We start from the raw sequence: 25,160 nt of genomic DNA on the forward strand, positions 1-25,160 counted from the left end.
CGCGAACCCCCGGGCGCGGGCGCCCGGGGGTTCGCGGGGGTGTGCAGGTCGCGGGCCGAAAACGATCCCGACACGGTTGTCCACACACCGCCTCATGACCCGGGATTGTCGGTCGCGCGTGCCATTGTGGCTTTGTGAGCCACACCTGGGGCCGGCCGGCCGCCCACCACGGAGACGGGTGGGTGGTGGTCGACCTGGAGACCTCGGGTTTCCAGCCCGGGCAGGCCAGGGTCATCAGCCTGGCGGCGCTGGCGCTGGACGACGAGGGCCGGGTGGAGCAGTCGGTGGTGAGCCTGCTCAACCCGGGCGTGGACCCGGGACCCACCCACGTTCACGGGTTGACCGCGGAGATGCTGGAGGATCAGCCGACATTCGCCGAGATCGCCACCGACGTCAGCGCCCTGCTGCACGGGCGCACGCTGGTGGCCCACAACGTGGGGTTCGACTACGCGTTCCTGGCCGCCGAGGCCGAACTGGCCGGTGTGGCGCTGCCGGTGGACACCGTGATGTGCACCGTGGAGCTGGCCCGCCGCCTCGAGCTGGGGTTGGACAATCTGCGGTTGGAGACGCTGGCCGCGCATTGGGGGGTCACCCAGACCCGCCCGCACGACGCCTTCGATGACGCGCTGGTGCTCTCGCGCATCCTCACCCCGGCGGTGCAGCGGGCCCGGGAGCTCGACGCGTGGCTTCCGGTGCGTCCGGTGACCCGGCGGCGCTGGCCGAACGGGCGGGTCACCCATGAGGAACTGCGCCCGCTGAAGATGCTGGCCTCCCGGATGCCGTGTCCCTATCTGAACCCGGGCCGCTACATCCGCGGCCGACCGATGGTGCAGGGCATGCGCGTGGCGCTGTCCACCGAGGTGGAGCGCACGCACGAGGAGCTGGTGGAGCGCATCCTGCACGCGGGGCTGGCCTACTGCGACAACGTGGATCCGGAGACCTCGCTGGTGATCTGCAACGCCGACGAGCCCGATCAGGGCAAGGGCTATCTGGCGCGTGAACTCGGGGTGCCGGTGGTCTCGGACGCGGAGTTCATGGCCACGGTCAGCGACGTCGTGTGCGGGACCGACGTCGACGAGTTCACCGACGCCACCGCCCACGGCGAACAGTTCGCGTTGTTCTGAGCGCCGTGCCGCTCAGCCGGGCGCCGAGGACCCCGCCGGCCTGATCGACCGACTGCCGTGCGGGATCCTCGGCGCTTGACGGTATCCGCTCAGCCCAGTGCTTTGGCCTTGAGCGACTCGAACTCGGCCTGCGTGATGGCGCCGGTCTCCAGCAGGTTCTTCGCGTCGGCGATCTCCTGTGCCGGGGAGCGGCCGGCGGCCTGGCGGATGTAGTCGTCGGTTTCCTTCTTGGCCTGCATCGCCTGCTCACGGGCCCGTTCGGCCATCCCCTTGCCGCGGGCGATGAGGTACACCAACGCCGTCAGGTAGGGCAGCAGGATCAGGAAGACCACCCAGATCGCCTTGACGATCCCGGAGGTCTTGTGATCACGCCAGAACAGGTCCACCAGGATGTTGAACAGGATGATGATGTAGGCGATGAACGCGAAGATCACGAGCATCGACAAGAAGAAGTTCCAGAACGAGTCCCACACTTCGGCTACTCCTTAACCGTTGACGAGCACGAATCGGTGACGAGCACGCCGGAATTGGCGCGGGCGTCAGCTTAGTCGCGCGAGGCCCGGTTGACGGCCGAGACGACGGCACGCAGTGACGCGGTGGTGATGGATGTGGCGATTCCCACACCCCAGACCGTCCGGCCGCCGACCGACACCTCGACATAGGCGGCCGCCTGAGCCTCCTCGCCGGAGGACATCGCGTGCTCGGAGTAGTCCAGCACGCTGACGTCGTAGCCGACGGTGCCCAGCGCGTCGACGAACGCGGCCAGCGGGCCGTTGCCGCTGCCCTTGATCTCGGTCTCGACGCCGTCGATCTTGACCACCGCGGTGATGGTGTCGGTGCCGCCGTCGGTCTCGGCGGCGTCGACCTTCTGCCGCATCCGCTCCAGCGGCGTGACCGGAGCCAGGTACTCCTCGTAGAAGGCGTCCCACATCTCCTTCGGGGACACCTCGCCGCCCTCCCCGTCGGTGATTCTCTGGATGGCCTGGGAGAACTCGATCTGCAGCCGCCGCGGCAGCGCCAGCCCGTGGTCGGCCTTCATGATGTAGGCCACCCCGCCCTTGCCGGACTGCGAGTTCACCCGGATGACGGCCTCGTAGGTGCGCCCGACGTCGCGGGGGTCGATGGGCAGATAGGGCACCTGCCACAGGATGTCGTCGACGTCGGAATCCTGTTCGTCGGCCGAGACCTTCATCGCGTCCAGGCCCTTGTTGATGGCGTCCTGGTGGCTACCGGAGAACGCGGTGTACACCAGGTCACCGCCGTAGGGGTGCCGCTCGTGCACACCGAGCTGGTTGCAGTACTCGACGGTGCGCCGGATCTCGTCGATGTTGGAGAAGTCGATCTGCGGGTCCACGCCCCGGCTGAACAGGTTCAGCCCCAGGGTCACCAGGCAGACGTTGCCGGTGCGCTCGCCGTTGCCGAACAGGCACCCCTCGATGCGGTCCGCGCCGGCGGCGTAGCCCAGCTCGGCGGCTGCCACCGCGGTGCCGCGGTCGTTGTGCGGGTGCAGGCTCAGGATGATCGAGTCGCGCCGGGCCAGGTTGCGGCTCATCCACTCGATGGAGTCGGCATAGACGTTGGGGGTGGCCATCTCCACGGTGGCCGGCAGGTTCACGATCAGCGGGGCGTCGGGGGTCGGCTGGACCACCGCGGACACCGCGTCGCAGACCTCCCTGGCGTATTCCAGTTCGGTGCCGGTGTAGGACTCGGGGGAGTACTCGAAGCGCCACCGGGTGCCCGGGTACTTCTTGGCCTCCGCGACCACCAGCGCCGCGCCGTCGGTGGCGATCTTCTTGACGGCCTCGCGGTCGGCGCGGAACACCACCTTGCGCTGCAGGATCGACGTCGAGTTGTAGAAGTGCACGATGGCGCGCGGCGCGCCGGCACAGGCCTGGAAGGTCCGCTCGATCAGTTCCGGGCGGCACTGCGTCAGCACCTGGATGGTGACGTCGTCGGGGATGGCGCCCTGTTCGATGATCTCGCGGACGAAATCGAAGTCGGTCTGGCTGGCCGAGGGGAATCCGACCTCGATCTCCTTGTAGCCCATCCGGACCAGCAGGTCGAACATGCGGCGCTTGCGGGCCGGGCTCATCGGGTCGATCAGCGCCTGGTTGCCGTCGCGCAGGTCCACCGCGCACCACATGGGCGCGGTGTCGATGATCGTGTCCGGCCAGGTGCGGTCGGGCAGCCGGACCGGCTCGACCTCCTCGTCGAAGCTGCGGTAGCGCTGTACCGGCATCGACGAGCCGCGCTGGGTGTTCCAGGCGGGCTGAGCCGGGTGCGGCGCCCCGGCTGGCGTGGAGATGGTGCGTACCGACGAGAAGGCGTCGGGCGAATCGACTGAGGGCTTGCTGAAGCTGGTCATGGGATGTGCTCCGGGGTTGTCTGGGTGGATGTCAGACCGGCGCATCGCGAAACACCCGCGACGGGAAGCCGGTCTGGATCAGGCCCCGTCGCGGCGTCCGAGGAGGAGCACCCGCTGCACGCCCAACACTCTACTCCGGGGCGGGGCATCACCCAAACCCGCGTTCGGCCGCGCACCCGGCGCGGGCGCCGGGTGCGCGGTACCGATCGCGACTAGCGTGCAGGCATGACTGGCCCGGCACTCGGCGATCGACGGGAGCGGCGCCGCGAACATCCCCTGCGCCATCCGGCGCGCCGGGCGGCCGTGCTGGCGGTGGCGGTCCTGGTGCTGGGGTTCGGCGTGGGCTGCGGGCACTACATCGAAGGCGCCGCGCGGACCTCCACCGACGTCCCCGACCAGGCCTTCTTCTTCGCCGGCGCGGTGCCCACCTATGGGCGTGACGTCGGCCCCGGGGACCGGGCCACGCTGGCCTACCTGCGCGCGCTGCGCCGCATCGACGTGTGCGGCCTGCTGGATCGGCAGGCCCTGGCCAGGATCGGCGACATCACCTCGGTGGCAACGCTTTACGCGTTCAACGAATGCGATGTTGCGGTCAAGGTGCCCGGTGATGCCGCGTTGCGCTTCATCAGCGCCGAGCTGATCCTGGCCCGCACCGTCGGCGCACCGGTGATGCGCGCCGGCGGTCTGGAAGTCCACGAGACCGGCCCCGGCTCGTGCGAGTACCTGGTCCCGCTGCCGCTGTCCGGCCTGCCCGGGGCCCCGGCGCAGTCGCCGGCGTTCCCGCCCTACGTCCACGTCGCGCTCATCGGGCCGGGCGACTGCGCGCTGGCCGAGCGCGCCGCCCGGTCCACCGCCGAGCACCTGGCCCGCGCCCCGCTGCCGCCGCGCGACGGCGCGGCGGTCTACTCCGTGCCGCTGGCCGAGCGCGACCCCTGCGAGGTGCTCACCGTCCTCGACGGCGCACCGGCCTGGGACATCGGGGGGACCGGGGTCTACGAATGCGCCATCGGCGGCGGTGCGCTGCAGCTGCGGCCCAGCCTGGTCGACATCGTGACCGAGAACACCGAGGTGCAGCGGGCCGACGACCCCGGGGCCGCCGACGTCTACCTGGACCCCGAGCTGTGCACCGCGACCGCGTTCGTCGGGCCGCCGATGCAGCGCCGGCTGGCCAACGGCGACTTCGCCGAGGTCCCCAACGTGGTGGTGCGCCCGTCGGTGGTCGCCGAGGGCGGCGACTGCGAACACCTGGGCCCGATCGCCGCGAAGGCGGCCCGGCTCTACCGCTGAGGGCCCGGCGGGCTCAGATCTGGGAGTCCGGGAAGGCGATCACCGACAGGAACCGGATCGGCAGCTGCACCAGATCCACCGGACCGTGCGCGCCCTCGCCGTCGAACTGCAGCGAGTCACCCGGAGACAGCCGGTACACCGAACGGCTGTGGCTGTAGTCCATCACGCCCTCGAGCATGTAGATGAACTCGGTGCCCGGATGCTGGAACAGCGGATAGGTCTGGCTCTTCTCGCTGAGCGTGACGTGCAGGCATTCCAGGCGCTTGTGCTCGCCGCGCAGCGAGCCCAGCAGCTGGTACTCGTGGCCCTCCCGGCTGCCGTTGCGCACGATCGCCGCCCCGGTCCCGGACTTGACGAACGCGGCCGGGCGCTCGACGTCGGCGCCGCGGAACAGGGTGGTCACCGGGACGTCGAAGCCGTTGGCCAGCAGTGCCAGGGTGGACAGGCTGCACGAGGTCTGGGCGTTCTCGATCTTGGACAGCATGGCCTTGGAGATGCCGATCCGGTCGGCCATCTCGGCGACGGTGAGCCCGTGCTGCTGTCGCAGCAGCCGCACATTGCGGCCGATCGCGGTCTCGAGCTCGAGTTCCTCGATGGGTTCGCGCGGGTCACGGTCGCGGGCCGTGCCGGACTGGTTGCGCAGCAGCGGGACGTCGGTCACGGCTCTATTGTCTATCGCATCTCGCCGGCGCCCACGTACGGATAGGGAGTCTTGAGCAGGTCGCCCTCGGCGAACCGGGACAGCCGGAAGTCCGACTCGGGAATCCGCGGGTCGCCGCTGCGGCCCTCGATCACCAAGTCCGCGACGAGCTTTCCGACCGCGGGCGAGATCTTGAAACCGTGGCCGCTGAATCCCGCCGCGATGATCAGACCGTCCACGGGGGTGCGCGAGATAACCGGGTTCCAGTCCGGGGTGACGTCGTAGCAGCCGGCGTAGCTGGAGGAGATGGCGGCGTCGGGGAAGCCGGGGAAGCGGGTCCCGACCTTGTCCACGGTCACGTCGATGAACGTCTCGGTGGCGCGGTTGAGGTAGTCGTCGGGGTCGGCGACCTCCCCGTGGGCCAGATCGCTGTTGCCGAACAGGATCTCCCCGCCCACCTCGGGCCGCACGTACTGCAGCGACACCAGATCCGAGAACACCGGGACATTTCCGATCTGTACGCCCGGCGAGATCATCACGATCTGCTCACGCATCACCGAGATCGGCACGTCGAGGCCGTGCGAGACCCGGTAGGGCTCCAGGAACGGCCGGGTCCAGGCGCCGGTGGCCACCACCACGGTGCCCGCGGCGATCTCGTCGCCGCCGGCCAGCCGCACCCCGGCGACCCGCTGGCCGTCGAACAGCAGCTCGGTCACGTGTGCGCCCTGGCGCAGCCGGGCGCCCGCCGCGCGCGCCGACGCCGCGAACGCCTGGGCGGTCTGGTAGGCGTCGCCGTAGCCGCCCCGGGGCTCCCAGCCGAACGCGGCGAAGGGGCTCAGATCGGCCCACGGCCACAACCGGGCGACCTCGGCGGCGTCGATCTCCTCGGTCTGCACGCCGACGGCGCGCTGGGCGGCCAGGCTGTTGCGCAGCGCGCCGACGTTGGCCTCACCGACACCGACGATGTAGCCGGTCTGGCGGAAACCGATGTCGGTGGCGTGGTCGCCGAGGAACTGCTGCGGCTTCTCGAAGACCTCCACCCCCACGGTGGCCATCGCGGCCAGCGAACTGACCCCGTAGTGGCAGCGCACGATGCCGCTGGACTTGCCGGTCATGCCAGAGCCCACGGTGTGGCGTTCGGCCACAACCACATCGGTGACACCGCGCTGGGCCAGTGCCCACGCCGCGGCGGCGCCTTCGAGGCCGCCGCCGACGATCAGGACGTCGCAGGTCTCGGTGCTCACAGTGCGGACCGCGACGTACCGGGGATCCAGTCGGTGCCGGCCAGGGGCACCCGGGCCATCGCGGCGGCTTCGATGGACACCGCCACCAGGTCCTCGGGCTCCAGGTGGCAGACATGGGCCTTGCCGCAGGCCCGCGCGATGGTCTGCGCCTCCATGGTCAGCACCCGCAGGTAGTTGGCCAGCCGGCGACCGCCCTCGACCGGATCGAGCCTGGCCGCCAGCTCCGGGTTCTGGGTGCTGATCCCGGCCGGGTCGGTGCCGTCCTGGTAGTCGTCGAAGAAACCCGCTGCGCTGCCGAGCTTTTCGTACTCCTCGGAGTATCGTGGGTCGTTGTCGCCCAGGGCGATCAGCGCGGCGGTGCCGATGGCCACGGCGTCGGCGCCCAGCGCCAGCGCCTTGGCGACGTCCGCGCCGTTGCGGATGCCGCCGGAGACGATCAGCTGGACGTGCCGGTCGCCGGTGGCGCCGCTGCGGTGCACACCGAGTTCGGCCAGCGCCTGCACGGCCTGCGGGATGGCGGCCAGTGTCGGGATTCCCACGTGTTCGATGAACACGTCCTGGGTGGCCGCGGTGCCGCCCTGCATGCCGTCGACGACCACCACGTCGGCGCCGGCGTGCACGGCCAGCTTCACGTCGTAGTAGGTGCGCGACGCACCCACCTTGACATAGATCGGCTTCTCCCAGTCGGTGATCTCGCGCAGCTCGTTGATCTTGATGGTCAGATCGTCGGGCCCGGTCCAGTCCGGGTGCCGGCAGGCGCTGCGCTGGTCGATCCCCTGGGGCAGGGTGCGCATCTGGGCCACCCGGGGAGAGATCTTCTGCCCCAGCAGCATTCCGCCGCCGCCGGGCTTGGCGCCCTGGCCGAGCACGATCTCGATGGCGTCGGCCTTGCGCAGGTCGTCGGGGTTCATCCCGTAGCGCGACGGAAGGTACTGGTAGACCAGGTTTTTGCTCTGTCCGCGCTCCTCGGGGGTCATCCCGCCGTCACCGGTGGTGGTCGAGGTGCCGACCTCGCTGGCGCCGCGGCCCAGTGCCTCCTTGGCCTGCCCGGACAGCGCGCCGAAACTCATCCCGGCGATGGTGACCGGGATCGCCAGGTGCAGTGGGTGTTTGGCGTGTCGACCACCCAGCACGACGTCGGTGTCGCAGCGTTCGCGGTAGCCCTCGAGGGGATAACGCGACATCGAGGCGCCCAGGAACAGCAGGTCGTCGAAGTGCGGCAGGGGACGCTTGGCGCCCCATCCGCGGATGTCGTAGATCCCGGTGTCGGCGGCGCGCTGAATCGCGGCGATCGTGGTGCGGTCGAAGGTGGCGGACTCGCGCAGGCCTCGTCGGGCCCGGGTGTCGGCGTTGTCCGCCGGGTTCGGGTGGGGGCTCATCTGGGGCTCATCTCAGTAGGCGCCGGCGTGGTCGACGTGGAAGTGGTAGAGGTTTCGGGCCGACCCGTAGCGGGTGTAGGCGGAGGTGTCGTCGTCCTCGTAGCCGGCGGCCTTGAGCAGCCGGCCCAGTTCCTCGTGGTGCTCGGGACGCATCTCCTTGGCCACACAGTCCGCGCCCAGGGAGGACACCGTGCCGCGTACGTAGATCCTCGCCTCGTAGAGCGAATCGCCCAGTGCGTCGCCGGCGTTGCCGCGGACCACCAGGCGCCCGGCCTGGGCCATGAAGGCGCTCATGTGGCCGATGTCGCCGCCGACGACGATGTCCACACCCTTCATCGAGATGCCGCACCGTGCGGCCGCGTCGCCCTCGATGACCAGCAGCCCCCCGTGCGCGGTGGCGCCCGCGGACTGCGAGGCGTTGCCCTTGACCCAGACGGTGCCGCTCATCATGTTCTCGGCGACACCGGTGCCGGCGTTGCCGTCGATGACGATCTCGGCCCGCTGGTTCATGCCCGCGGCGTAGTAGCCGACGTGGCCGTTGACCGTCACCGTGACCGGGGCGTCGAGCCCGACGGCGACGTTGTGGGCGCCGTGCGGATTGTCGATGACGAACTCGCCCGACAGATCGGGTGCGTGCAGCGCGGCGTTGACCTCCCGCAGCGGCGTGGTGCGCAGGTCGAACGTGGTGACGGTGTCCGCGGTCTTCAGCGGGTCCATGCGTAGACGACCTCCGGTTCGGGTTCCCAGATCGCGGCATGCTCGACGCCGGGCAGCCCGGACAGCGCCCGGTACTCGCTGGCCATGGCCACCCACTCGCTGGTCTCGGCGATGACCGCCGGCTTGCACGCGATGGCGTCGCGCACCACGGCGAACGAGTCGTGGTTGGACACCAGCAGGGTGTAGAAGCCGTCGAAGGTGGCGCACAGCTCCTTCAGGGCCGTCTCCACGTCGCGGCCCTCGGCCAGCTGCTTGGCCACGAACCGGGCACCCACCTCGGTGTCGTTCTCGCTGTCGAAGCCGACCCCCTCGGCACGCAGGGTGCGCCGGATGGTGGCGTGATTGGCGAAGGATCCGTTGTGGACCAGGCACTGTTCGGGCCCCACGGCATAGGGGTGGGCGCCCGCGGGCGTCACGGCGGACTCGGTGGCCATGCGGGTGTGCCCGACCCCCTGCCATCCGGTGGCGCCGGCCAGCCCCCAGCTGTCGGTCAGCGCCCGGGGATGGCCCACCCCCTTGAGCACCGTGAGGTCGGCGCCGAAGCCGGCCACCAGGGCATCGGGGTAGACCCGGCGCACCGCCTGCAGCAGGGTTTCGGAGGGGACGTCGGCCGACAGCTGGCAGGTCTCGCCGATGGTGATCGCCGCGACCGGTGTGCCCAGGTGCGCTCCCACCGCTGCCGCGGCGTCGGCCGCGGGCACCGCGAGGTCCAGCAGCGACACGCAGCCCTTCCCCGGCGGCGACCATTCCGGATCGCCGTACACGGCGACGCCGGCGGAGTCACTGCCCCGGTCGGCCATCTCGCAGAGCATCCCGGTGAGCAGTTCCCCCAACCGCGGATAGAGCTCCGGCGAGCGCAGGTGCAGCCCCACGATCCCGCACATTGTCTGCCTCCCTTGGTTTCTCGGACCGTCAGAACGCGGTCAGGTAGTTGTCGATCTCCCACGGGCTCACGGCGCCGTGGTAGTTGAAGAACTCCTCACGCTTGAGCGTGGCGAAGTACGCGGAGACGGCGGGGTCCCCGTCTGCGGCGCCGGCGTCGAGGACTCCGGTCACCAGCGGGTCGGCCTGCAGCTCGTCGACCGCGTGCAGCAGTGTCGGCGGCAGGTGTTTGGCGTTGGCGCCACCGGATCCGATGTCGCCCGGGTCGAGGCTGCGTTTGATGCCGTCGATGCCGGCGCCCAGGGCCGCGGCGATGGCCAGATACGGGTTGGCCGACCCGTCGCCGCCGCGGAGCTCCACCCGCTGGTTGTCGGGGACGCGCAGGTAGTGGGTGCGGTCGTTGCCGCCGTAGGTCGGCAGCTTGGGGGCCCACGAGGCACCGGAGGTGGTGGTGGTGGCGCCGGTGCGCTTGTAGGAGTTGACCGTCGGGGCCACCACGGCCTGCAACGCGCAGGCGTGGTCGAGGATCCCGCCGATGAACGAGTAGGCGGTCGGGGACAGGCCCAGCCCGCGGGGATCGTCCTCGTCCGCCGGGAAGACGGGGGACCCGCCAGCGGTCAGCGACAGGTGCAGGTGCAGACCGCTGCCGGTGCGGTCGGCGAACGGTTTGGGCATGAACGTGGCGATCATGCCGCGCTCGGCGGCGATCATCGACAGCAGATAGCGCAGCGTCACCACGCGGTCGGCGGTGGTCAGCGCCTCGGCGTATTCGAAGTTCTGCTCGAACTGCCCGTTGCCGTCCTCGTGGTCGTTGGCGTAGTTGGACCAGCCGAGCTGGTTCATCGCCGACGAGATGGTGGTCAGGTGCTCGTACATGCGGGTGACGCCGCGGGCGTCGTAGCACGGCTGGGCGGCGGTGTCGGCGGCGTCGGCCGGGGACAGGGAGCCGTCGGGATTGCGGGTGAGCAGGAAGTACTCCACCTCGGCGCCGACCCACGGTTCGAAGCCCGCGTCGGCGGCGCGCTGGATCAGCGACTTGAGGATCACCCGCGGCGCGAACGGCCAGGGCTTGCCCTCCACGTGCGGGTCGCAGTGCACGATGGCCAGGCCCTCGCGGATGAACGGGATCGGCGTGAACGACGCCGGATCCGGGATCGCCATCATGTCGGGGTCCTTGGGTTCCTGGCCCATGGCCCCCACGGCGTAGCCGGCGAAGCCGACGCCGTCGGTGGCCAGCAGGTCGACGGCCTCCACCGGGACCAGCTTGGCGCAGGGCTTTCCGCGCAGGTCGACGAACAGCGCGAGGATGAATTTGGTGCCCGATTCCGCGGCGAGCTCGGCAAGCCCCTTGCTGGGCGGCGTGGTGGTCATCATCTCCCCATGTCTCTTGGTAGGAATCACTGTATCACAGTATGAAACAGAGTCCACTCGCGGTGGGCGGCGGCGTCTCGGGGCGCTCGACGCAGGGGCGCCACGCCCGTGTCCACTACAAGTGGATGCGGTTTCTGTTACGTGGACGCGCGCGGAAGTGTTTCGAGCCGGTTACGGGGCGCGGCGCCCGGCGGTGGTCCGGGCTGTGGGCCGGGCCGTGATGCAGGCCGTGATGCAGGCTGTGATGTAGGCGATGACGGCGTGGGAGATACAGTGCGGGCGATGAAACTGGATCGGCGCTGGTGGCTCGCCATCGCGGTCGTCGTGCTCGTGGCGATCGCGGTCGCGTTGTCGCAGACGGTGTTCAAGAAGTCGCCGGAGGAGTGCCGGCCGGTACGCGATCTGCTCGACTTCAACCGGACGCAAACCGAGCTGATCGACTCCAAGTCCGGGGGCGCCCAGAACGTGCCCACCGTCGCCGAGGACGCCGCCTACCAGCAGTGGGCCGACGGTCTGGCGCAGCGGGCGCAGAACGTCACCGATCCGAAACTGTCGGCCCGGGCCGTCGAGTTGGCCGATCTGGCCAGCCAGTTCGTCGCCAAGCTTCCCCGGCTGCGTGCCGAGGCCTCGGCCCAGGCCCCCGGGGCGCCGGCGCCGCCGGTGGTTTACGAGATGTCGGTGCTCAACGATCAGATCACCGCGCAGCTCGGTGAGCTGGCCAAGGCATGCCCGGCCTAGAGCTCGGCCCAGTTCAGCACGACCTGCGACAACGGCAGCCGCTCGCGGGGCAGGCTGTCCCGCTCGGCGATCTCGGGGCCGGCCTCGCCGTAGTCGCCCAGGTGCCCCACCGCCACGATCGCCAGCGGGCGAAGGCCGCCGGCCGGTGCGAACGTCTCCGGGAACGTCTCGGCGAAAGTCTCGGCGGTGCCGCCCACGTCGAATCCGGCCATCGGGTGGCTGATCAGGCCCCGGGCCACCGCCTCGATCGCGAGGTTGGCCATCGCGGCACCAGCGTCGACACCCGAGTACTGCGCCGTCTTCTCGTCGGGGCCCTCATCGGCGCACACCAGGATCAGGGCGCCGGCGGCGGTGGCGTAGCGATTTCCCCGTTTGAGCAGTCCGGCCAGCCGGGTGAACGTGGCGTCGCCGCGCAGTCCGACCAGGAAGCGGACCGGCTGGCGTCGCCCCCACGTGGCCGCCCACCGGGCGGCCTCCAGCACCGCGTCCAGATCCTCGCGGCTGAGCTGGGCGTTCGGGTCGAATGCGCGTGGGCTCCAGCGCGCCGCCAGGCGGGGGTCGATCGGCACGGAGGTGTCGGCAATCCGGTCGGCCGGAGGATGCGCCACAGCTCCACGGTAACGGCGCGCCGAAGCGGCGGGGACGGGCGCCCGACCCCCGGCGGGGCAAAACCACGTGTCCGGCTCCTTTATCCTTGATGGGATCCCACCCCCCACCCGGAAAGGTTGACAGTGGCGCTCGTCGTGCAGAAATACGGCGGATCTTCGGTGTCGAATGCGGAGCGGATTCGGCGCGTCGCCGAACGCATCGTGGAAACGAAGAAGGCCGGCAACGACGTCGTCGTGGTCGTTTCCGCGATGGGCGACACCACCGATGATCTGCTTGACCTGGCAAACCAGGTGTGTCCGGCACCGCCGGCACGCGAACTGGACATGCTGTTGACCGCCGGTGAACGCATCTCCAACGCGCTGGTCGCGATGGCCATCGAGTCGCTGGGCGCCCAGGCGCGCAGCTTCACCGGCTCGCAGGCCGGGGTGATCACCACCGGTACGCACGGCAACGCCAAGATCATCGACGTCACACCCGGGCGGCTGCGCTCGGCGCTGGACGAGGGCCAGATCGTGCTCGTCGCCGGATTCCAGGGGGTCAGCCAGGACACCAAGGACGTCACCACGCTGGGCCGCGGGGGTTCGGACACCACGGCGGTGGCCGTGGCCGCCGCCCTGGACGCCGACGTCTGCGAGATCTACACCGACGTCGACGGCGTCTTCACCGCCGACCCACGGATCGTGCCCAACGCCCGCCGCCTCGACACCGTCTCCTTCGAGGAGATGCTCGAGATGGCCTCCGCGGGCGCCAAGGTGCTGATGCTGCGCTGCGTGGAGTACGCGCGCCGCTTCGACCTGCCGATCCACGTGCGCTCGTCGTACTCGGACAAACCCGGAACCATCGTCAAAGGATCGATCGAGGACATCCCCATGGAAGACGCCATCCTGACCGGAGTCGCCCACGACCGCAGCGAGGCCAAGGTCACCGTCGTCGGCCTGCCCGACGTTCCCGGCTACGCCGCGAAGGTCTTCCGCGCCGTCGCCGAGGCCGACGTGAACATCGACATGGTGCTGCAGAACATCTCCAAGATCGAGGACGGCAAGACCGACATCACCTTCACCTGCGCCCGCGACAACGGGCCGACCGCGGTGGAGAAGCTGTCCTCTCTGCAGAGTGAGATCGGCTTCACCCGCGTGCTCTACGACGACCACATCGGCAAGGTGTCGCTGATCGGCGCGGGCATGCGCAGCCATCCCGGCGTCACCGCCACCTTCTGTGAGGCGCTGGCCGAGGTCGGCGTCAACATCGACCTCATCTCCACCTCCGAGATCCGGATCTCGGTGCTGATCAAGGACACGGAACTGGACAAGGCCGTGGCCGCGCTGCACGAGGCGTTCGGACTCGGCGGCGACGAAGAGGCCGTCGTCTACGCGGGAACGGGACGGTAGGCCCCTCATGGTGAACATCGGTGTGGTCGGCGCGACCGGCCAGGTCGGCCAGGTGATGCGCACGCTGCTCGAGGAGCGCGACTTCCCGGCCACCAGCGTGCGGTTCTTCGCCTCGGCGCGCTCGCAGGGCCGCAAACTGCCGTTCCGCGGGCAGGAGATCGAGGTCGAGGACGCCGCGACGGCCGACCCGTCGGGGCTGGACATCGCGCTGTTCTCCGCGGGGGCGACGATGTCGAAGACCCAGGCGCCCCGCTTCGCCGCGGCCGGCGCCGTCGTCGTCGACAACTCCTCGGCCTGGCGCAAGGACCCCGAAGTGCCGCTGGTGGTCTCGGAGGTGAACTTCGACAGGGACGTGCGGGACCCGCGCGCCCTGCCCAAGGGCATCATCGCGAATCCCAACTGCACCACCATGGCGGCGATGCCGGTGCTCAAGGTGCTGCACGACGAGGCCGGACTGACCCGGCTGATCGTGTCGAGCTACCAGGCCGTCTCGGGCAGCGGCCTGGCCGGCGTGGAGGAGCTGGCCTCGCAGACGCGGGCGGTGATCGACGACGCCGAGCAGCTGGTGCACGACGGGTCCGCGCTGGACTTCCCGCCCCCGAACAAGTACGTCGCGCCGATCGCGTTCAACGTGGTGCCGCTGGCCGGATCGTTGGTCGACGACGAGTCCGGAGAGACCGACGAGGACCAGAAGCTGCGCAACGAGAGCCGCAAGATCCTCGGGATTCCCGAGCTGCCCGTCAGCGGCACCTGCGTGCGGGTGCCGGTGTTCACCGGGCACTCGCTGTCGATCAACGCCGAGTTCTCCCAGCCGCTGTCGGTGCAGCGGGCGCAGCAGCTGCTCGCCGAGGCGCCGGGCGTCAAGCTGGTGGACGTGCCGACCCCGCTGGCCGCCGCCGGCGTGGACGAATCGCTGGTCGGGCGGATCCGCACCGATCCCGGTGTCCCCGACGGTCGCGGGCTGGCGTTGTTCATCTCCGGCGACAATCTTCGTAAGGGCGCGGCGCTGAACACCATTCAGATCGCCGAGCTGCTGGCCGCGCGTTTGTAGCCGCCGCCCGCCGTGCGCCGGATCTTCGCGGCTTCCCCGATCGCCGCCCTGGCTTCGGTGCTCACGCTCGTCGGCGCGCCGGTCGCCCGGGCCAATCCGGTCAGCGACCTGCCGCTGCTGGCTCCCGGCCAGGTGCTGCGCATCGGGCCGACCGCCGGTACCGGGACCCCCACCCGCGACTACGGCATCGGCGCCACCGACCTGTGCGGGTTCATGGAGTTTCCCGCCGAGCTGCTGCAGGTGTGCGGGGACAGCTTCGCCGGGCAGGGCGTCGGGTTCGGCGGCTGGTTCTCGCCGGTGGCGCTGCACGTCGATCGGTCGTCTCTCGATGCGCCCGGCGGGGTGCGCTACACCGGCGTCAGCGGGGTGACCCGGCCGTTGCTGGCCGACCCCACGGAGCCGGGTACCTCCCAGCTGCCCGCCGGGGTGGTGGAGATCAACCGGCAGAACTACCTGATGGTGACCACCGCGCGCAGCCTGGTTCCCGAAACGTCGCGACTGGTCAAAGCCGAAGCCGCACAGGGGGGTTGGCAGACGGTACCCGGCTCGGAACGTGACGCGGACTTCGCCGGCGGTGGACAGTCCCAGATCAGCGGGTACTACGACCCGATCCCGACGCCCGACTCTGCGACCGGCTGGGTCTACATCGTGGCCAACGACTTCGACCGCACGGCTCCGGTGCACCTGTACCGGGTGACCCCGGCCGACTTCCCCGACCGGTCGAAGTGGCAGGGGTACTCGCCCTCGGGCTGGAACACCCCGCCGGCCCCGCTGTGGCCGGATCAGGTCGGTGAGATGAGCATCCGCCAACTCGACGGCAAGGCGGTGCTGTCCTATTTCAACGCGACCACGGGCAACATGGAGATCCGGGTGGCCAACAGCCCCACCGAGCTCGGCACCGCCCCGGTGACCACGGTGGTGCGCGCCGTGCTGTGGCCCAACCCGGCGGAGATCCTGCCCTCCCCGTACGACAACACGCTGGCCCAGCCCTACGGGGGGTACATCTCGCCGGGGTCGACCATCGACGCGGTGCGAGTGTTCGTCAGCCAGTGGAACACCACCTCCCGCGATCGGGCGCCCTACCGGGTGATCCAGTTCGCGGTGAACCCGTTCAAGCCGGTTGGTGCCTACTGATCCCTGGCGTGCTGATTCCCGACGCTATCTGTTGTGCCTCCGTCGCCGTGCTGCGCGGCTTGGGGGTATTCAGCCGGTGGTGCCGCGGCGCACCAATTCGCATCCGAGAACGATCTTCTCGACGGGCTTGGTGGAATCTTCGAGTCGTTCGAGCATGAGCCGGGTTCCGATGGTGGCCAACCGGTCGACTGGTTGGCGCACCGACGTGAGGTCATAGGCTCGCCAGGAGGCCATGGGTATGTCGTCGAAGCCGACGACCCAGACGTCGTCGGGAACGCGTAGACCACGCTCGCGCACTCGATCGAGCGCGCCCATCGCCGAGACGTCATTGGTACAGAACAAGGCGGTGGGCGGCTTGGGAAGGTCGAGGAGTCTGCCGGCTGATTCGTAGCCGAAGTCGTAGGTGTAGTCGTGTGCGGCAATGTATTCCGGTGGCAGTTCGATCCCGTGGGAATTGAGACAATGGATGAAGCCTCGACGACGATCCCGCGTTGTGCTAGCAGAGTTGTTGGCACCGATGATGGCGACGGCGTGGTGACCACCGGTCACGAAGAACTCTGCAACCGTCCGCCCGCCGTCGAAGTTGTCGGTGGTCACCTGGTCGGCGGGTAGCCCCTCCACACCGCGGTGGACCAGCACGAACCGGCTGTGACGCCGAATCGCGGCCTTGAGCATTTCAGAGGTCTCGACGACGGTGGTGAAGATGACACCGTCAACGGAGCGCGAGGCCATGGCGTCGAGCGCTGCCTCGTTGAGCCGACCGTTGGACGTCCACAGCGACACCTTCTTGCCGGCCTCGTCCAGCGCTGCTGTCAATGCGTCTAGAAGGTAGGGGTAGAAGGGGTTGGCCAGGTCGTCGACCACGACACCGATGGTGTTGGTAATACCGGTTTTCATGGCGCGTGCACCGAGGTCGGGGACGTAGCCGACGGCGTCCATCGCCGCTACCACTCGGTCGCGGGTTGCCTGGCTCACCGGGCCGCCGGAGATCACCCGGGACACCGTGGCCTGCGAAACTCGCGCTAGCTTAGCGACATCCCTGCTGGTGGCCATGCCTCCCCTGTCATTCTTCGTCCGTGGCTGGATTGCCTCCATCATCCCTGCCAGTGACCGGTGCGGCCGGAATCCGGGCGTGGACCGGATCGGGTGTCAGACAGCGCCGACGCCGGTGGACATGAAATTGCTGATGATTCCCTCGCCGTAGAGGGTACGTTCGCCCTCGATGTAGAAGCGCCGCGATTCCAGGTCCAATGCGCTGAGAGGCTCGGGTGGTTTGGGCAGGGTGGCGAACGATTCGGCGTCGTGGCTGACGAGCAGGCTGCCATCGGTGGCGTGGGCCAGCGCGGTGAGGCGATGCAGCGACCGCGTTGCCTGCACGGCGTCGGTGGTGATGCCGGGCGGCAGATCCCGTCGGACGTTCTCTTTGCAGTACACGGCGTCCCCGGCGATGATGAATGTGCCGCAGTCCGGTACGCCCCACAATACGACCGACTGGTGCCCGGGTGTGTGCCCCGGAGTGGAGAAGAGGTGGATGCCGGGCAGGATGAGCCAGTCGCCTTCGGCCAGTTTCCAGCGGATATCCTCGGATCCGAAATCGGAGGGCAGGTAGATGCGCGAGGCGTACCGATCCGGGTAGAAGGCCCAACGGTATTCGGCTTGCTGCACGACGTGCACCGCTTCAGGGAAGAGCCGGGCGGCACCGCAATGATCGTGGTGCAGGTGGGTGTAGATGACCATCTTGATGTCGGTGGGGTCCAGCCCCAGCAGCGCCAGTTGCGCGTAAGGGTGGTTCGCATCCGTCATGTGGGGGATGACGGCACTGGCCAGGTCCGGGCCCCAGGTCTTCTCTGGGTCCTGGATACATCCTGGGTCGTTGCCGGCGTCGATCAGGATGTAGCCCATCCTGGTTTTGACCAGAAACATCTGCACCGGAATGAGCAGGCGGGTACCGAAGTCGGATCCGGGGACGATGGTGCTGGCCTCGACGTCCAAGGTGCCGCCGTCCAGCACGTAGACGGCCTCGACGATGGTTTCCATGAATATCTCCTTGGCAGCGGGCTGAGGGGTTGTGCGTTGATGTTATTGGCGGAGTCTGGGGACCCGGGCGTTGAGGAAGAGCATCCCGACCAGTAGAAGTCCGGTGATTACCTGGCGCAGGGCATCAGAAACCCCGATGGTGAGGAGGAAGGTGGTGATGACCTGAAGTGCGACGGCGCCCGCGGCGCTGGAAGCCACCCTGCCTTCGCCGCCGGCCAGCGATGCGCCGCCGATGACCGACGCCGCGATCGTCAGGAGCAGGTAATCGCCGCCAAGATCGAGGTTGGCTGTACCGGCATAGCTGAGCAACAGCAGGCCGGCGATGCCGCCGCAGACACCGGCCACGACAAAGGCGATGACCACGACACGGCGCACGTTGATCCCTGCGAGGCGGGCCGCTTCACGGTTGCTGCCCACCAGGTAGAGATTCTTGCCGAATCGGGAACGGGCGATGAACACGGCCAGCACGGTGACCAGGACGGCGACCACGATGGTGACGTAGCGGATACCCAGGATGCTGTGCCCGGTTACGGCGGCCAGCACATCGGGCACCGCACCGCTGGGAGTTCCCGAGCTGGTGAGCGTCAAGATGAATCCCTGGGCGATGACCAAAGTTCCCAGTGTGACGACGAGCGCGGGCAGTTTCGCATAGGCCACCAGAACGCCGTTGAGTGTTCCGAAGAGTGCTCCGATGACGACGACCGCCACCAGTGCCACAAGGACCCACGGGGTGCCGCCGTCCATCAACATGAACGCGACGACGGCCGTCAGCGACATCAGTTGTCCCACCGAAAGGTCGATGCCGAAGTCCCCGGAGATCATGACGATGGTCTGGCCGCAGGACGCCAAGGCGAGAATGGCGGCTATGGCGACGATCTGGTTGATGTTGCCCCAGGACGCGAATCCGGGTGAGATGACCTGCCCGGCAACCAGCAGGACGACGCTGACCACCACCGCCGGCAACCACGGACAGCGACGTGTCAAAGTGAGGACATCGATCCGGGAGTCGTTGCCGCCCGGTCGGGTCGAGGGCGAGGCTTGTGCCGTGGTGGTCATTGTGCATTCCTTTGGCGGTTGAAGAATCCCTGCGTCGCGGCAAGACCGATCACGATCGCGATGCCGGATACGAGTTGCTGGTAGTAGATCGAGATGTGCAGCGAGACCACCAATGAGTTGAGCAGGCCCAGCGTGATCGCACCGAGCGCCGGACCCACCGGTTCCGCCCAGCCGCCCCGTAGGGCTGCACCACCGAGCACCGCGCCGGCGACGGCGTTGAGGGTGAAGGTGGCCCCGAGCGTGGGATCGGCCGAGGCCACGTTGAGGGTGAACAGCACACCGGCGATACCGGCGAGAACGCCAGAGGCGACGTAGGCCGACGCGGTGGTCCGCCGCACGGGCACGCCGACGGCGAACGCCCGGGCGCGATCGCTACCGACCGCTCGCATACGCACACCCCAGGTGGTCCGCATTGCCACCAGCGCCGCCACCACCAGAACGATGGTGATGACCAATCCCAGGGGTGGGATGCGGGCGGCGACATAGCTCGCCGTCAGTCCGTCGGGGATTCGTCCGCCCGGTTTGGGAAAAATCCAGAGCGAGGCACCGCCGGCGATGAATCCGGTGGCCAGTGTGACCATCAGCGGCTGCAGACGAAAGTAGGCGACGGCGATGCCGTTGAGCGCACCGAAGAGCCCGCCGACGATTATCCCGATGAGGGCGGCGGCCCAGAACGGGATGCCGTTGTTGCAGATGCCGGGTGTGCTGCAGTCGGTGGCCATGCCGCTGGGACCCAAGGTGAACAGCCGCAGCCCGACGGACGACAGCAGGACCGTGAAGATGCCGGCCAACCCCATTACCGGGCCCAGCGACAGGTCGATACCACCGACGAGCATGGTGAACGAGACGCCGATCGCTAGGCAGATCGAGGGCAGGTAGGTGGCGAAGAAGCTGGTCAGTGAATACGGGGTGAGCGAGTTGGGCGACAGTATCGTGTTGACCACGAAGAGGACGACCACCAGCACCGCGGTGGGCAGCCCGCGCCACCGGGTGGCCTGTTCGAGGAATCCGCTCAGTGGGTGGCCGGGTGCCGCAGCGCGAGGCACTTCGGCGGTCAGTGTGTCGGTCATTGGGTACCTCCGGTCGGTACAGAGCTCAGATCGTCGTCGGTTGCGTGCCCGATCAGACAGGCGTGGGCGATGGCCTCCTCGGTGACTTCGTCGCCGGCGAGTTCCTCGATGACCTTTCCTTGGTGGAGGATGTAGACGCGGTCGCAAATCTCCGCCAGCTCGTGGTCATCGCTAGAGACGACAACCGCCGCGGAGCTGTTGGAGGTCACCATCTCTCGCAGCATGCCGTGAATCTCGTTGCGGGTTTGCACGTCTACCCCACGGGTCGGGTCGTCGGCCAGCAACACCCGGGGCTTGATCCCGAGCCACCGGCCCACCACGACCTTCTGCTGGTTGCCGCCACTGAGGCTGCGGATCTGAGCCCGTCTATGGGTGACCAGGGCCATGCGGTGCATCACCAGCGACGGGTCGATCAGCTTCTTGAAGGCCATGGCAACGACACCGAGGTTCTCCTCGATGGAGCGGTGACCGAACACCATCTCCCGTTCGCGTTCCCCGGAGATGTACCCGATTCCACCGCGGACTGCGTCGGCAACCGATCGGATCCGGACCGGAACGCCATCGATGCGGATGTCGCCCTCCCGGCTGGTTACTGCCCCGTAGAGGCTCCGCAGGAGTTCTGACTGACCATTACCGCTCAGGCCCGAGACGCCCACGATCTCACCGGAATTGCCGTGCAGTGAAATCCGGCTGCCGAACTCGGCGACTTCGAGGTCGGCGACCTCGAGAACGCTGGTCGTCGTACTCTCCTCGGAGCCCGCAGATTCGCTGCGCGCCTTGCGTCGGCGAGCTGCCGATCCGGCTTGGATGTCACCGCCGGTCATGGCGGCCATCAGATCGTCGAGGTGGTGATCGCTGAGATCGTCGGTATGCAGGACGGTTCGCCCGTTGCGCAGTACGGTCGCGCTGCTACAGAACTCATCGACCTCCTCAAGTCGATGGGAGACGAACAAGACGGCCGCACCGGTGTCGGCAACCTCCCGCAGGATGGTGCCCACCCTGCCCACCTGGTCGCGGCGTAGGGACGCGGTCAGCTCGTCGATGATGAGCAGCCGCGGACGGTGTACCAGGACACGGGCCAGCTCTGCCAGACAGCGTTGGTCCAGCGGCAGCTCGCGGACCTTGGTGTCCAACACCGCTGCAGGCAGTCCGACGCGGTCGATGACCGCGGTGAGCGTGGCATCGGGGTTACGGGTGGACGCCAGCCCCAGCCGTGACGGCAGGGTGTTGATCAGGATGTTCTCGGCGACGGTGAGGTCACCGGACAGGGCGGTTTCTTGATAGGTGCCGTAGATCCCTGCGGCTCGGCTCGAAGCCGGATCCACGACATGGTGGCCGCCCGCCACCTCGATGCGTCCGGCGTCGGGGCGCACCACCCCGAGCAGCGCCTTGGACAGCGTGCTCTTTCCGGAACCGTTGCCGCCCATCAGTGCATGCACCGAGCCGGCCTGAACGCGGAGGTCGATGTTCTTCAGCGCCTGAACCGGGCCGAAGTTCTTGGATATTCCCGAGACGGTAAGTAGTTCGAGGGTGTCACTGGAAGAAGGCATCGATCTGCTCCTGTGAGACGGGGGCTTCCACTGCGAAGGTCTCGGGCTTTCCTTCGACCCGGCGCAGGGCTTCGTCGAGGCTGATGACCTCCATTCCGGGAGGTGTCCAGTCGCCCCTCTTACCGTCGCGGGTGATCGCAAGCGAGGGTGGAAGAAGGATGGTGTTGTCGACTATCGAGGAATCGATCGAATTCGGCTGCAGAACCCCGGGTTTGAGCTTGTCGCCGTCGAGTAGCTTGATGATGATGTTGAGTGCGTCGGCGCCGTCTGTCGGCGAGTACGGAACGGCCATGGTCTCGAGCTGGGGTAGCGTCTTCCACTTCTCCAGGAACCCCTTCGTGTAGTCACCGGTCATGTACTTCGGCAGCGGTACACCGGCAGACTCGAACGCCTGGATCACGCCGAGGCCCATGATGTCCTGTTCCAGGACGCCGTCGATATTGCTGTGACTGGACAGCACCGTCGACATGGCCTGCCGCGCCTTACCCTGATCCCAGTAGCCGGGCACGGTCGCGACCGTCTTGATGTCTGGGTAGTTGGCGAGGACTTCGGCGGCCGCCTTCTGCCGTGCGGTGTCGGATGGATTGCCAGGCAGCCCGGTGACCTGGACGATATCGCCCTTGCCGTCGAGTCCTTCAGCCAGCCAGCTGGTCTGGGTGGCGTACCAGGCCGCGTTGTTGGGAACGATGTTGATCGCGGACTTCGTTGGAGCCGGGTCGTTGATGATGAACGGCGTGATGCCGGCTGCCTTGAATTTCTCAGCGGCCACCTCGGCGGCTGCGCCAGAGGTGGGGGCGATCAACACCGCGTCGGGTTTGTCCAGCACGATCTGGTCGATCTGTGAGAGCTGCCGGTTGATGTCGGTGCCGGCGCTCACCAGCGTGAAATCCTTGAGCACCCCCTGGTCCTTGAGCTCCTGGGCGCGGTTCTGCAAGTTGGAGATGAACTGGGTTCTCCAGGTGTTGCCCGTGTAGCCATTGGAGATCGCGATCGTGTAGGGGCCACCGCGCTCCCCGGTGGACGTGGCTGCGTGGGTGTCGACGACGCAGCCTGCCACGAGGCCGATCGCACAGAGTGCGGCCACCGAGGCGAATCTCCGTCGCAGCGGGCGAGGGTGTCTCGTTGTCCTCACTGAATGGTCCTCATCGAAAGTTGCTCCTGACCTGCGTGTACGGCGTTGATGGCCACGCCTGCGGAAGTTATCCGGAAGGTCGCTCCGGTGTGTGTACGTATTCATTTGTGAGTGGTGACACTCTTGCACAGCCGTGCTGCGTGTGTCACTAGGTTCAGCAAAATTGGCTATGACTTGCCTATGACGTCGTGAAACAGGCTGGTCCCGCCTGACTGGCGCGATGCGGTGAATGGGGGTTGCCTTCTCGGCACCTCTTGTGCGACAGTGTGGCAAATCACAAATGTATACGTATTCAAGGAGGATCTGGTGGATCTGACCATCCGCAAAGTGGCCACCGTCACCGAGGAGGTGTACGGCGAGGGTGCAGGCTTGCTGGCCACGCCGCTGCGGCTCGCTGCCGCCATGGCTGTGATCAAGAACCCCTACGCCGGCGAGGTCGTCCAAGACCTCTCGTTGCTCTCGGAGAAGTACAGCCCCGAGCTCGGAGAGCGGTTGACCACACTCGCGGCCACCGCGTTGGGGACCCAAGCCACAGTGTTCGGTAAAGCCACGCTGGTCGGCGAGAACGGAGAGGTGCAGCACGGGTCCTCCATCATTCACACCAAGGCGTTCGGCGATTTTCAGCGCGCCGCCACCAAGGGCACGGCAGTGGTGCCTGCGGCGGAGAAGCGAGGCGGGGTGGGCGCAACGCTCGACCTGTCGCTGCGCAGCGCGCACGACGGTGGATCGCTGGCCGACACCGATGTCTCGCAGTTGTTCAGCTGGGAGGTCCGCGTCGCCGACGCACCACACGCCGACGAAATCCTGGTGATCGTCGTCCTCGGCGACGGCGGCCGCCCCGACGTCCGTAAGGAGGCCTGACGAGATGATCGAACAGACGGTAGGGTTCATCGGCCTGGGCATCATGGGCGGGCGCAACTGCGACAACCTGCTCGCCGCAGGAGTGAACCTGGTCGTCCACGACCAGGATTCAGCAGCGGTCGGCCGACTCGTCGATGCCGGCGCCAAAGCCGCCACAACACCGCGTGAAGTCGCCGAAAGCAGTGACGTCGTGCTGCTTTCACTGCCGGACACACCCCAGGTCGAGGCGGTGACCTTCGGTGAGGACGGCTTGATTCACGGATCTCGGGAAGGTCAGACCATCGTCGACCTCTCCTCGGTCGCGCCGACGACTCCCCAGCGCATCGCCGCCCAGCTGAAGCCCCGCGGACTGTCCTGGCTCGACGCACCGGTGAGCGGCGGACCGGCCGGTGCCGCTGCCGGATCGCTGACGATCATGGTTGGCGGCGACGAGGAGGTGCTGGCATCGGTACGGCCGATCCTCGAAATCATCGGCGGACGCGTGGAATACATGGGGGGGTCCGGGATGGGTGCCACCACAAAGAGCATCAACCAACTAGCCATCGGAATCCAGATGATGGCCATGGCCGAGGCGTTCACCGTCGGTACCAAGGCAGGCATTCCGGCCAAACGTCTCTACGAGGTCCTCTCGACGAGTACTTCGAGATGCTGGGTGATGACCGAACTGGTCAAGAACATCGTGCTGGAGAACGACTTCGACAATCCGAGGTTCGCGATCCGGCTGATCGCGAAGGACATGCGGATCGCCGCGCAGTATGCCACCGAACTCAAGGTGCCAGCGGCCGCGACGGCGCTATCGGCCCAGATGTTTTCGGTGGCTGAAGGACTGGGCTGGGGCGGCATGGACCAGATGGCCGTGATGAAGCTGTTCGGCAACGCAACCGGCATCGACGAATGGTGAAGGGACCCGGAGGATGACCCTAGCGTCGGAGTCCGCGGTTCGGGCGACGGCTCACACCCGCCCGGAGAACCCGGCACAAGGCGATCGGCATCCCTCGGTTCTCACCGTCGGCGCAACCTTGATGGCCAAGGCCGCCCAGTCCGCCGAGGTCCCGGGTCGAGTGGGGGCCGTACCCACCGGCCAGACGATCGAGGATTCCCGACCGCGGAAAGTGACAGCGACAAACAGAACGGCGGCCACCACATGATGCGCACCATCACCCACTGGATGAACAACGACCACTTTGCAGGGGATAGCGGCGCGACGGAGCCCGTCACCAATCCCGCTACCGGCTCGGTGACCGGCGCGGTCGCATTGGCGTCCACCAGGGACGCTCGCGCGGTGATCGATGCGGCCGCCGTGGCCTTCCCCGCCTGGCGGGACACCTCGCTGGCCAAGCGCACCTCGATCCTGTTCGCCTTCCGGGAGCTGCTCAACGCCCGCAAACAGGAACTGGTCGCCCTCATCACCGCCGAACACGGCAAGGTCCTCTCCGACGCGCTCGGCGAGGTCACCCGCGGCCAGGAGGTCGTCGAATTCGCCTGCGGCATCCCGCACCTGCTCAAGGGCGGGTTCACCGAGAAC

Annotated in this window: 24 protein-coding genes; 9 read left to right on the top strand and 15 right to left on the bottom strand. The window is 68.0% G+C overall.

Annotated elements, in window-relative coordinates; translation table 11 throughout:
• Positions 1 to 134: 134 nt before the first annotated feature.
• Positions 135 to 1,124: a DEDDh family exonuclease gene (locus CSR00_RS24320; RefSeq protein ID WP_099024984.1), complete on the top strand. Its 990-nt coding sequence runs from the start codon at positions 135 to 137 to the stop codon at positions 1,122 to 1,124.
• An 89-nt stretch (positions 1,125 to 1,213) separates the two neighbouring features.
• Here CSR00_RS24320 and CSR00_RS24325 read toward each other — a convergent pair whose 3' ends face one another.
• Both CSR00_RS24325 and leuA read right to left on the bottom strand, forming a co-directional pair.
• Positions 1,214 to 1,597, bottom strand: a complete 384-nt coding sequence (locus tag CSR00_RS24325) for an SHOCT domain-containing protein (RefSeq protein ID WP_245906470.1) — start codon at positions 1,595 to 1,597, stop codon at positions 1,214 to 1,216.
• Positions 1,598 to 1,668: 71 nt separating this feature from the next.
• The gene (gene leuA / locus CSR00_RS24330; RefSeq protein WP_099024985.1) at positions 1,669 to 3,489 is read right to left on the bottom strand and encodes a 2-isopropylmalate synthase; all 1,821 of its coding nucleotides are present in this window, start codon (positions 3,487 to 3,489) and stop codon (positions 1,669 to 1,671) included.
• Positions 3,490 to 3,714: 225 nt separating this feature from the next.
• On the opposite strand from leuA, the gene CSR00_RS24335 reads away from it, so the two are divergent.
• The gene (locus CSR00_RS24335) at positions 3,715 to 4,776 is read left to right on the top strand and encodes a hypothetical protein (protein WP_141564472.1); all 1,062 of its coding nucleotides are present in this window, start codon (positions 3,715 to 3,717) and stop codon (positions 4,774 to 4,776) included.
• Positions 4,777 to 4,789: 13 nt separating this feature from the next.
• Here the strand turns inward: CSR00_RS24335 and CSR00_RS24340 are convergent, their stop codons facing one another.
• From CSR00_RS24340 to glnT, 6 genes are read right to left on the bottom strand one after another with little or no spacing between them, the layout of a single operon-like run.
• On the bottom strand, positions 4,790 to 5,437 hold the full coding sequence (locus CSR00_RS24340) for a type II toxin-antitoxin system RelB family anti-toxin (RefSeq protein ID WP_099024987.1): 648 nt from the start codon (positions 5,435 to 5,437) through the stop codon (positions 4,790 to 4,792).
• Between the two features lie 11 nt (positions 5,438 to 5,448).
• A complete protein-coding gene (locus CSR00_RS24345; RefSeq protein ID WP_099024988.1) occupies positions 5,449 to 6,660 on the bottom strand; it encodes an NAD(P)/FAD-dependent oxidoreductase in 1,212 nt (403 codons plus the stop codon).
• On the bottom strand, positions 6,657 to 8,039 hold the full coding sequence (locus CSR00_RS24350) for an FMN-binding glutamate synthase family protein (protein ID WP_099024989.1): 1,383 nt from the start codon (positions 8,037 to 8,039) through the stop codon (positions 6,657 to 6,659). Before CSR00_RS24350 ends, CSR00_RS24345 begins: the two co-directional genes overlap by 4 nt.
• A 12-nt stretch (positions 8,040 to 8,051) precedes the next feature.
• Entirely contained in the window at positions 8,052 to 8,756 is a 705-nt protein-coding gene (locus CSR00_RS24355; protein WP_099024990.1) for a GltB/FmdC/FwdC-like GXGXG domain-containing protein, read from the bottom strand.
• Positions 8,744 to 9,640, bottom strand: a complete 897-nt coding sequence (locus CSR00_RS24360; protein ID WP_099024991.1) for a class II glutamine amidotransferase domain-containing protein — start codon at positions 9,638 to 9,640, stop codon at positions 8,744 to 8,746. The genes CSR00_RS24355 and CSR00_RS24360 overlap by 13 nt, the downstream gene beginning before the upstream one ends.
• Before the next feature lie 28 nt (positions 9,641 to 9,668).
• Complete coding sequence (gene glnT / locus CSR00_RS24365) at positions 9,669 to 11,009, bottom strand: type III glutamate--ammonia ligase (RefSeq protein ID WP_099025005.1); 1,341 nt, start codon at positions 11,007 to 11,009, stop codon at positions 9,669 to 9,671.
• A gap of 282 nt (positions 11,010 to 11,291) precedes the next feature.
• Between glnT and CSR00_RS24370 the strand changes: the two genes are divergently transcribed.
• Positions 11,292 to 11,747: a hypothetical protein gene (locus tag CSR00_RS24370; RefSeq protein ID WP_099024992.1), complete on the top strand. Its 456-nt coding sequence runs from the start codon at positions 11,292 to 11,294 to the stop codon at positions 11,745 to 11,747.
• On the opposite strand, the gene CSR00_RS24375 is transcribed toward CSR00_RS24370, so the two are convergent.
• Positions 11,744 to 12,355, bottom strand: a complete 612-nt coding sequence (locus CSR00_RS24375; RefSeq protein ID WP_099024993.1) for a nitroreductase family protein — start codon at positions 12,353 to 12,355, stop codon at positions 11,744 to 11,746. The genes CSR00_RS24370 and CSR00_RS24375 overlap by 4 nt on opposite strands.
• A 123-nt stretch (positions 12,356 to 12,478) precedes the next feature.
• On the opposite strand from CSR00_RS24375, the gene CSR00_RS24380 reads away from it, so the two are divergent.
• The 3 genes from CSR00_RS24380 to CSR00_RS24390 are packed head-to-tail and all read left to right on the top strand — an operon-like array spanning position 12,479 to position 15,929.
• The gene (locus CSR00_RS24380; RefSeq protein ID WP_099024994.1) at positions 12,479 to 13,744 is read left to right on the top strand and encodes an aspartate kinase; all 1,266 of its coding nucleotides are present in this window, start codon (positions 12,479 to 12,481) and stop codon (positions 13,742 to 13,744) included.
• Between the two features lie 7 nt (positions 13,745 to 13,751).
• Positions 13,752 to 14,795, top strand: a complete 1,044-nt coding sequence (locus CSR00_RS24385) for an aspartate-semialdehyde dehydrogenase (RefSeq protein WP_099024995.1) — start codon at positions 13,752 to 13,754, stop codon at positions 14,793 to 14,795.
• A 48-nt stretch (positions 14,796 to 14,843) separates the two neighbouring features.
• The gene (locus CSR00_RS24390; RefSeq protein ID WP_245906473.1) at positions 14,844 to 15,929 is read left to right on the top strand and encodes a DUF4185 domain-containing protein; all 1,086 of its coding nucleotides are present in this window, start codon (positions 14,844 to 14,846) and stop codon (positions 15,927 to 15,929) included.
• Positions 15,930 to 15,998: 69 nt separating this feature from the next.
• Here the strand turns inward: CSR00_RS24390 and CSR00_RS24395 are convergent, their stop codons facing one another.
• From CSR00_RS24395 to CSR00_RS24420, 6 genes are read right to left on the bottom strand one after another with little or no spacing between them, the layout of a single operon-like run.
• Positions 15,999 to 17,027: a LacI family DNA-binding transcriptional regulator gene (locus CSR00_RS24395; RefSeq protein WP_328514764.1), complete on the bottom strand. Its 1,029-nt coding sequence runs from the start codon at positions 17,025 to 17,027 to the stop codon at positions 15,999 to 16,001.
• A gap of 51 nt (positions 17,028 to 17,078) precedes the next feature.
• On the bottom strand, positions 17,079 to 17,966 hold the full coding sequence (locus CSR00_RS24400) for an N-acyl homoserine lactonase family protein (protein WP_099024997.1): 888 nt from the start codon (positions 17,964 to 17,966) through the stop codon (positions 17,079 to 17,081).
• A gap of 42 nt (positions 17,967 to 18,008) precedes the next feature.
• On the bottom strand, positions 18,009 to 19,022 hold the full coding sequence (locus tag CSR00_RS24405) for an ABC transporter permease (protein ID WP_099024998.1): 1,014 nt from the start codon (positions 19,020 to 19,022) through the stop codon (positions 18,009 to 18,011).
• Complete coding sequence (locus CSR00_RS24410) at positions 19,019 to 20,092, bottom strand: ABC transporter permease (RefSeq protein WP_099024999.1); 1,074 nt, start codon at positions 20,090 to 20,092, stop codon at positions 19,019 to 19,021. Before CSR00_RS24410 ends, CSR00_RS24405 begins: the two co-directional genes overlap by 4 nt.
• The gene (locus tag CSR00_RS24415) at positions 20,089 to 21,642 is read right to left on the bottom strand and encodes a sugar ABC transporter ATP-binding protein (protein ID WP_099025000.1); all 1,554 of its coding nucleotides are present in this window, start codon (positions 21,640 to 21,642) and stop codon (positions 20,089 to 20,091) included. Before CSR00_RS24415 ends, CSR00_RS24410 begins: the two co-directional genes overlap by 4 nt.
• Positions 21,626 to 22,726 (bottom strand): substrate-binding domain-containing protein, encoded by a 1,101-nt coding sequence (locus tag CSR00_RS24420; protein ID WP_176562236.1) that lies wholly within the window; start codon positions 22,724 to 22,726, stop codon positions 21,626 to 21,628. The genes CSR00_RS24415 and CSR00_RS24420 overlap by 17 nt, the downstream gene beginning before the upstream one ends.
• Positions 22,727 to 23,080: 354 nt before the next feature.
• On the opposite strand from CSR00_RS24420, the gene CSR00_RS24425 reads away from it, so the two are divergent.
• The 3 genes from CSR00_RS24425 to CSR00_RS24435 all read left to right on the top strand — a co-directional run.
• On the top strand, positions 23,081 to 23,635 hold the full coding sequence (locus tag CSR00_RS24425; RefSeq protein WP_176562237.1) for an amino acid synthesis family protein: 555 nt from the start codon (positions 23,081 to 23,083) through the stop codon (positions 23,633 to 23,635).
• Positions 23,636 to 23,639: 4 nt separating this feature from the next.
• Positions 23,640 to 24,536: an NAD(P)-dependent oxidoreductase gene (locus CSR00_RS24430; protein WP_099025003.1), complete on the top strand. Its 897-nt coding sequence runs from the start codon at positions 23,640 to 23,642 to the stop codon at positions 24,534 to 24,536.
• Positions 24,537 to 24,779: 243 nt separating this feature from the next.
• A partial coding sequence (locus tag CSR00_RS24435; protein WP_141564473.1) for an aldehyde dehydrogenase family protein occupies positions 24,780 to 25,160 on the top strand: 381 nt, incomplete at its 3' end.

The sequence above is a fragment of the Mycolicibacterium palauense genome (assembly GCF_002592005.1).
Classification (GTDB): Bacteria; Actinomycetota; Actinomycetes; order Mycobacteriales; family Mycobacteriaceae; genus Mycobacterium; species Mycobacterium palauense.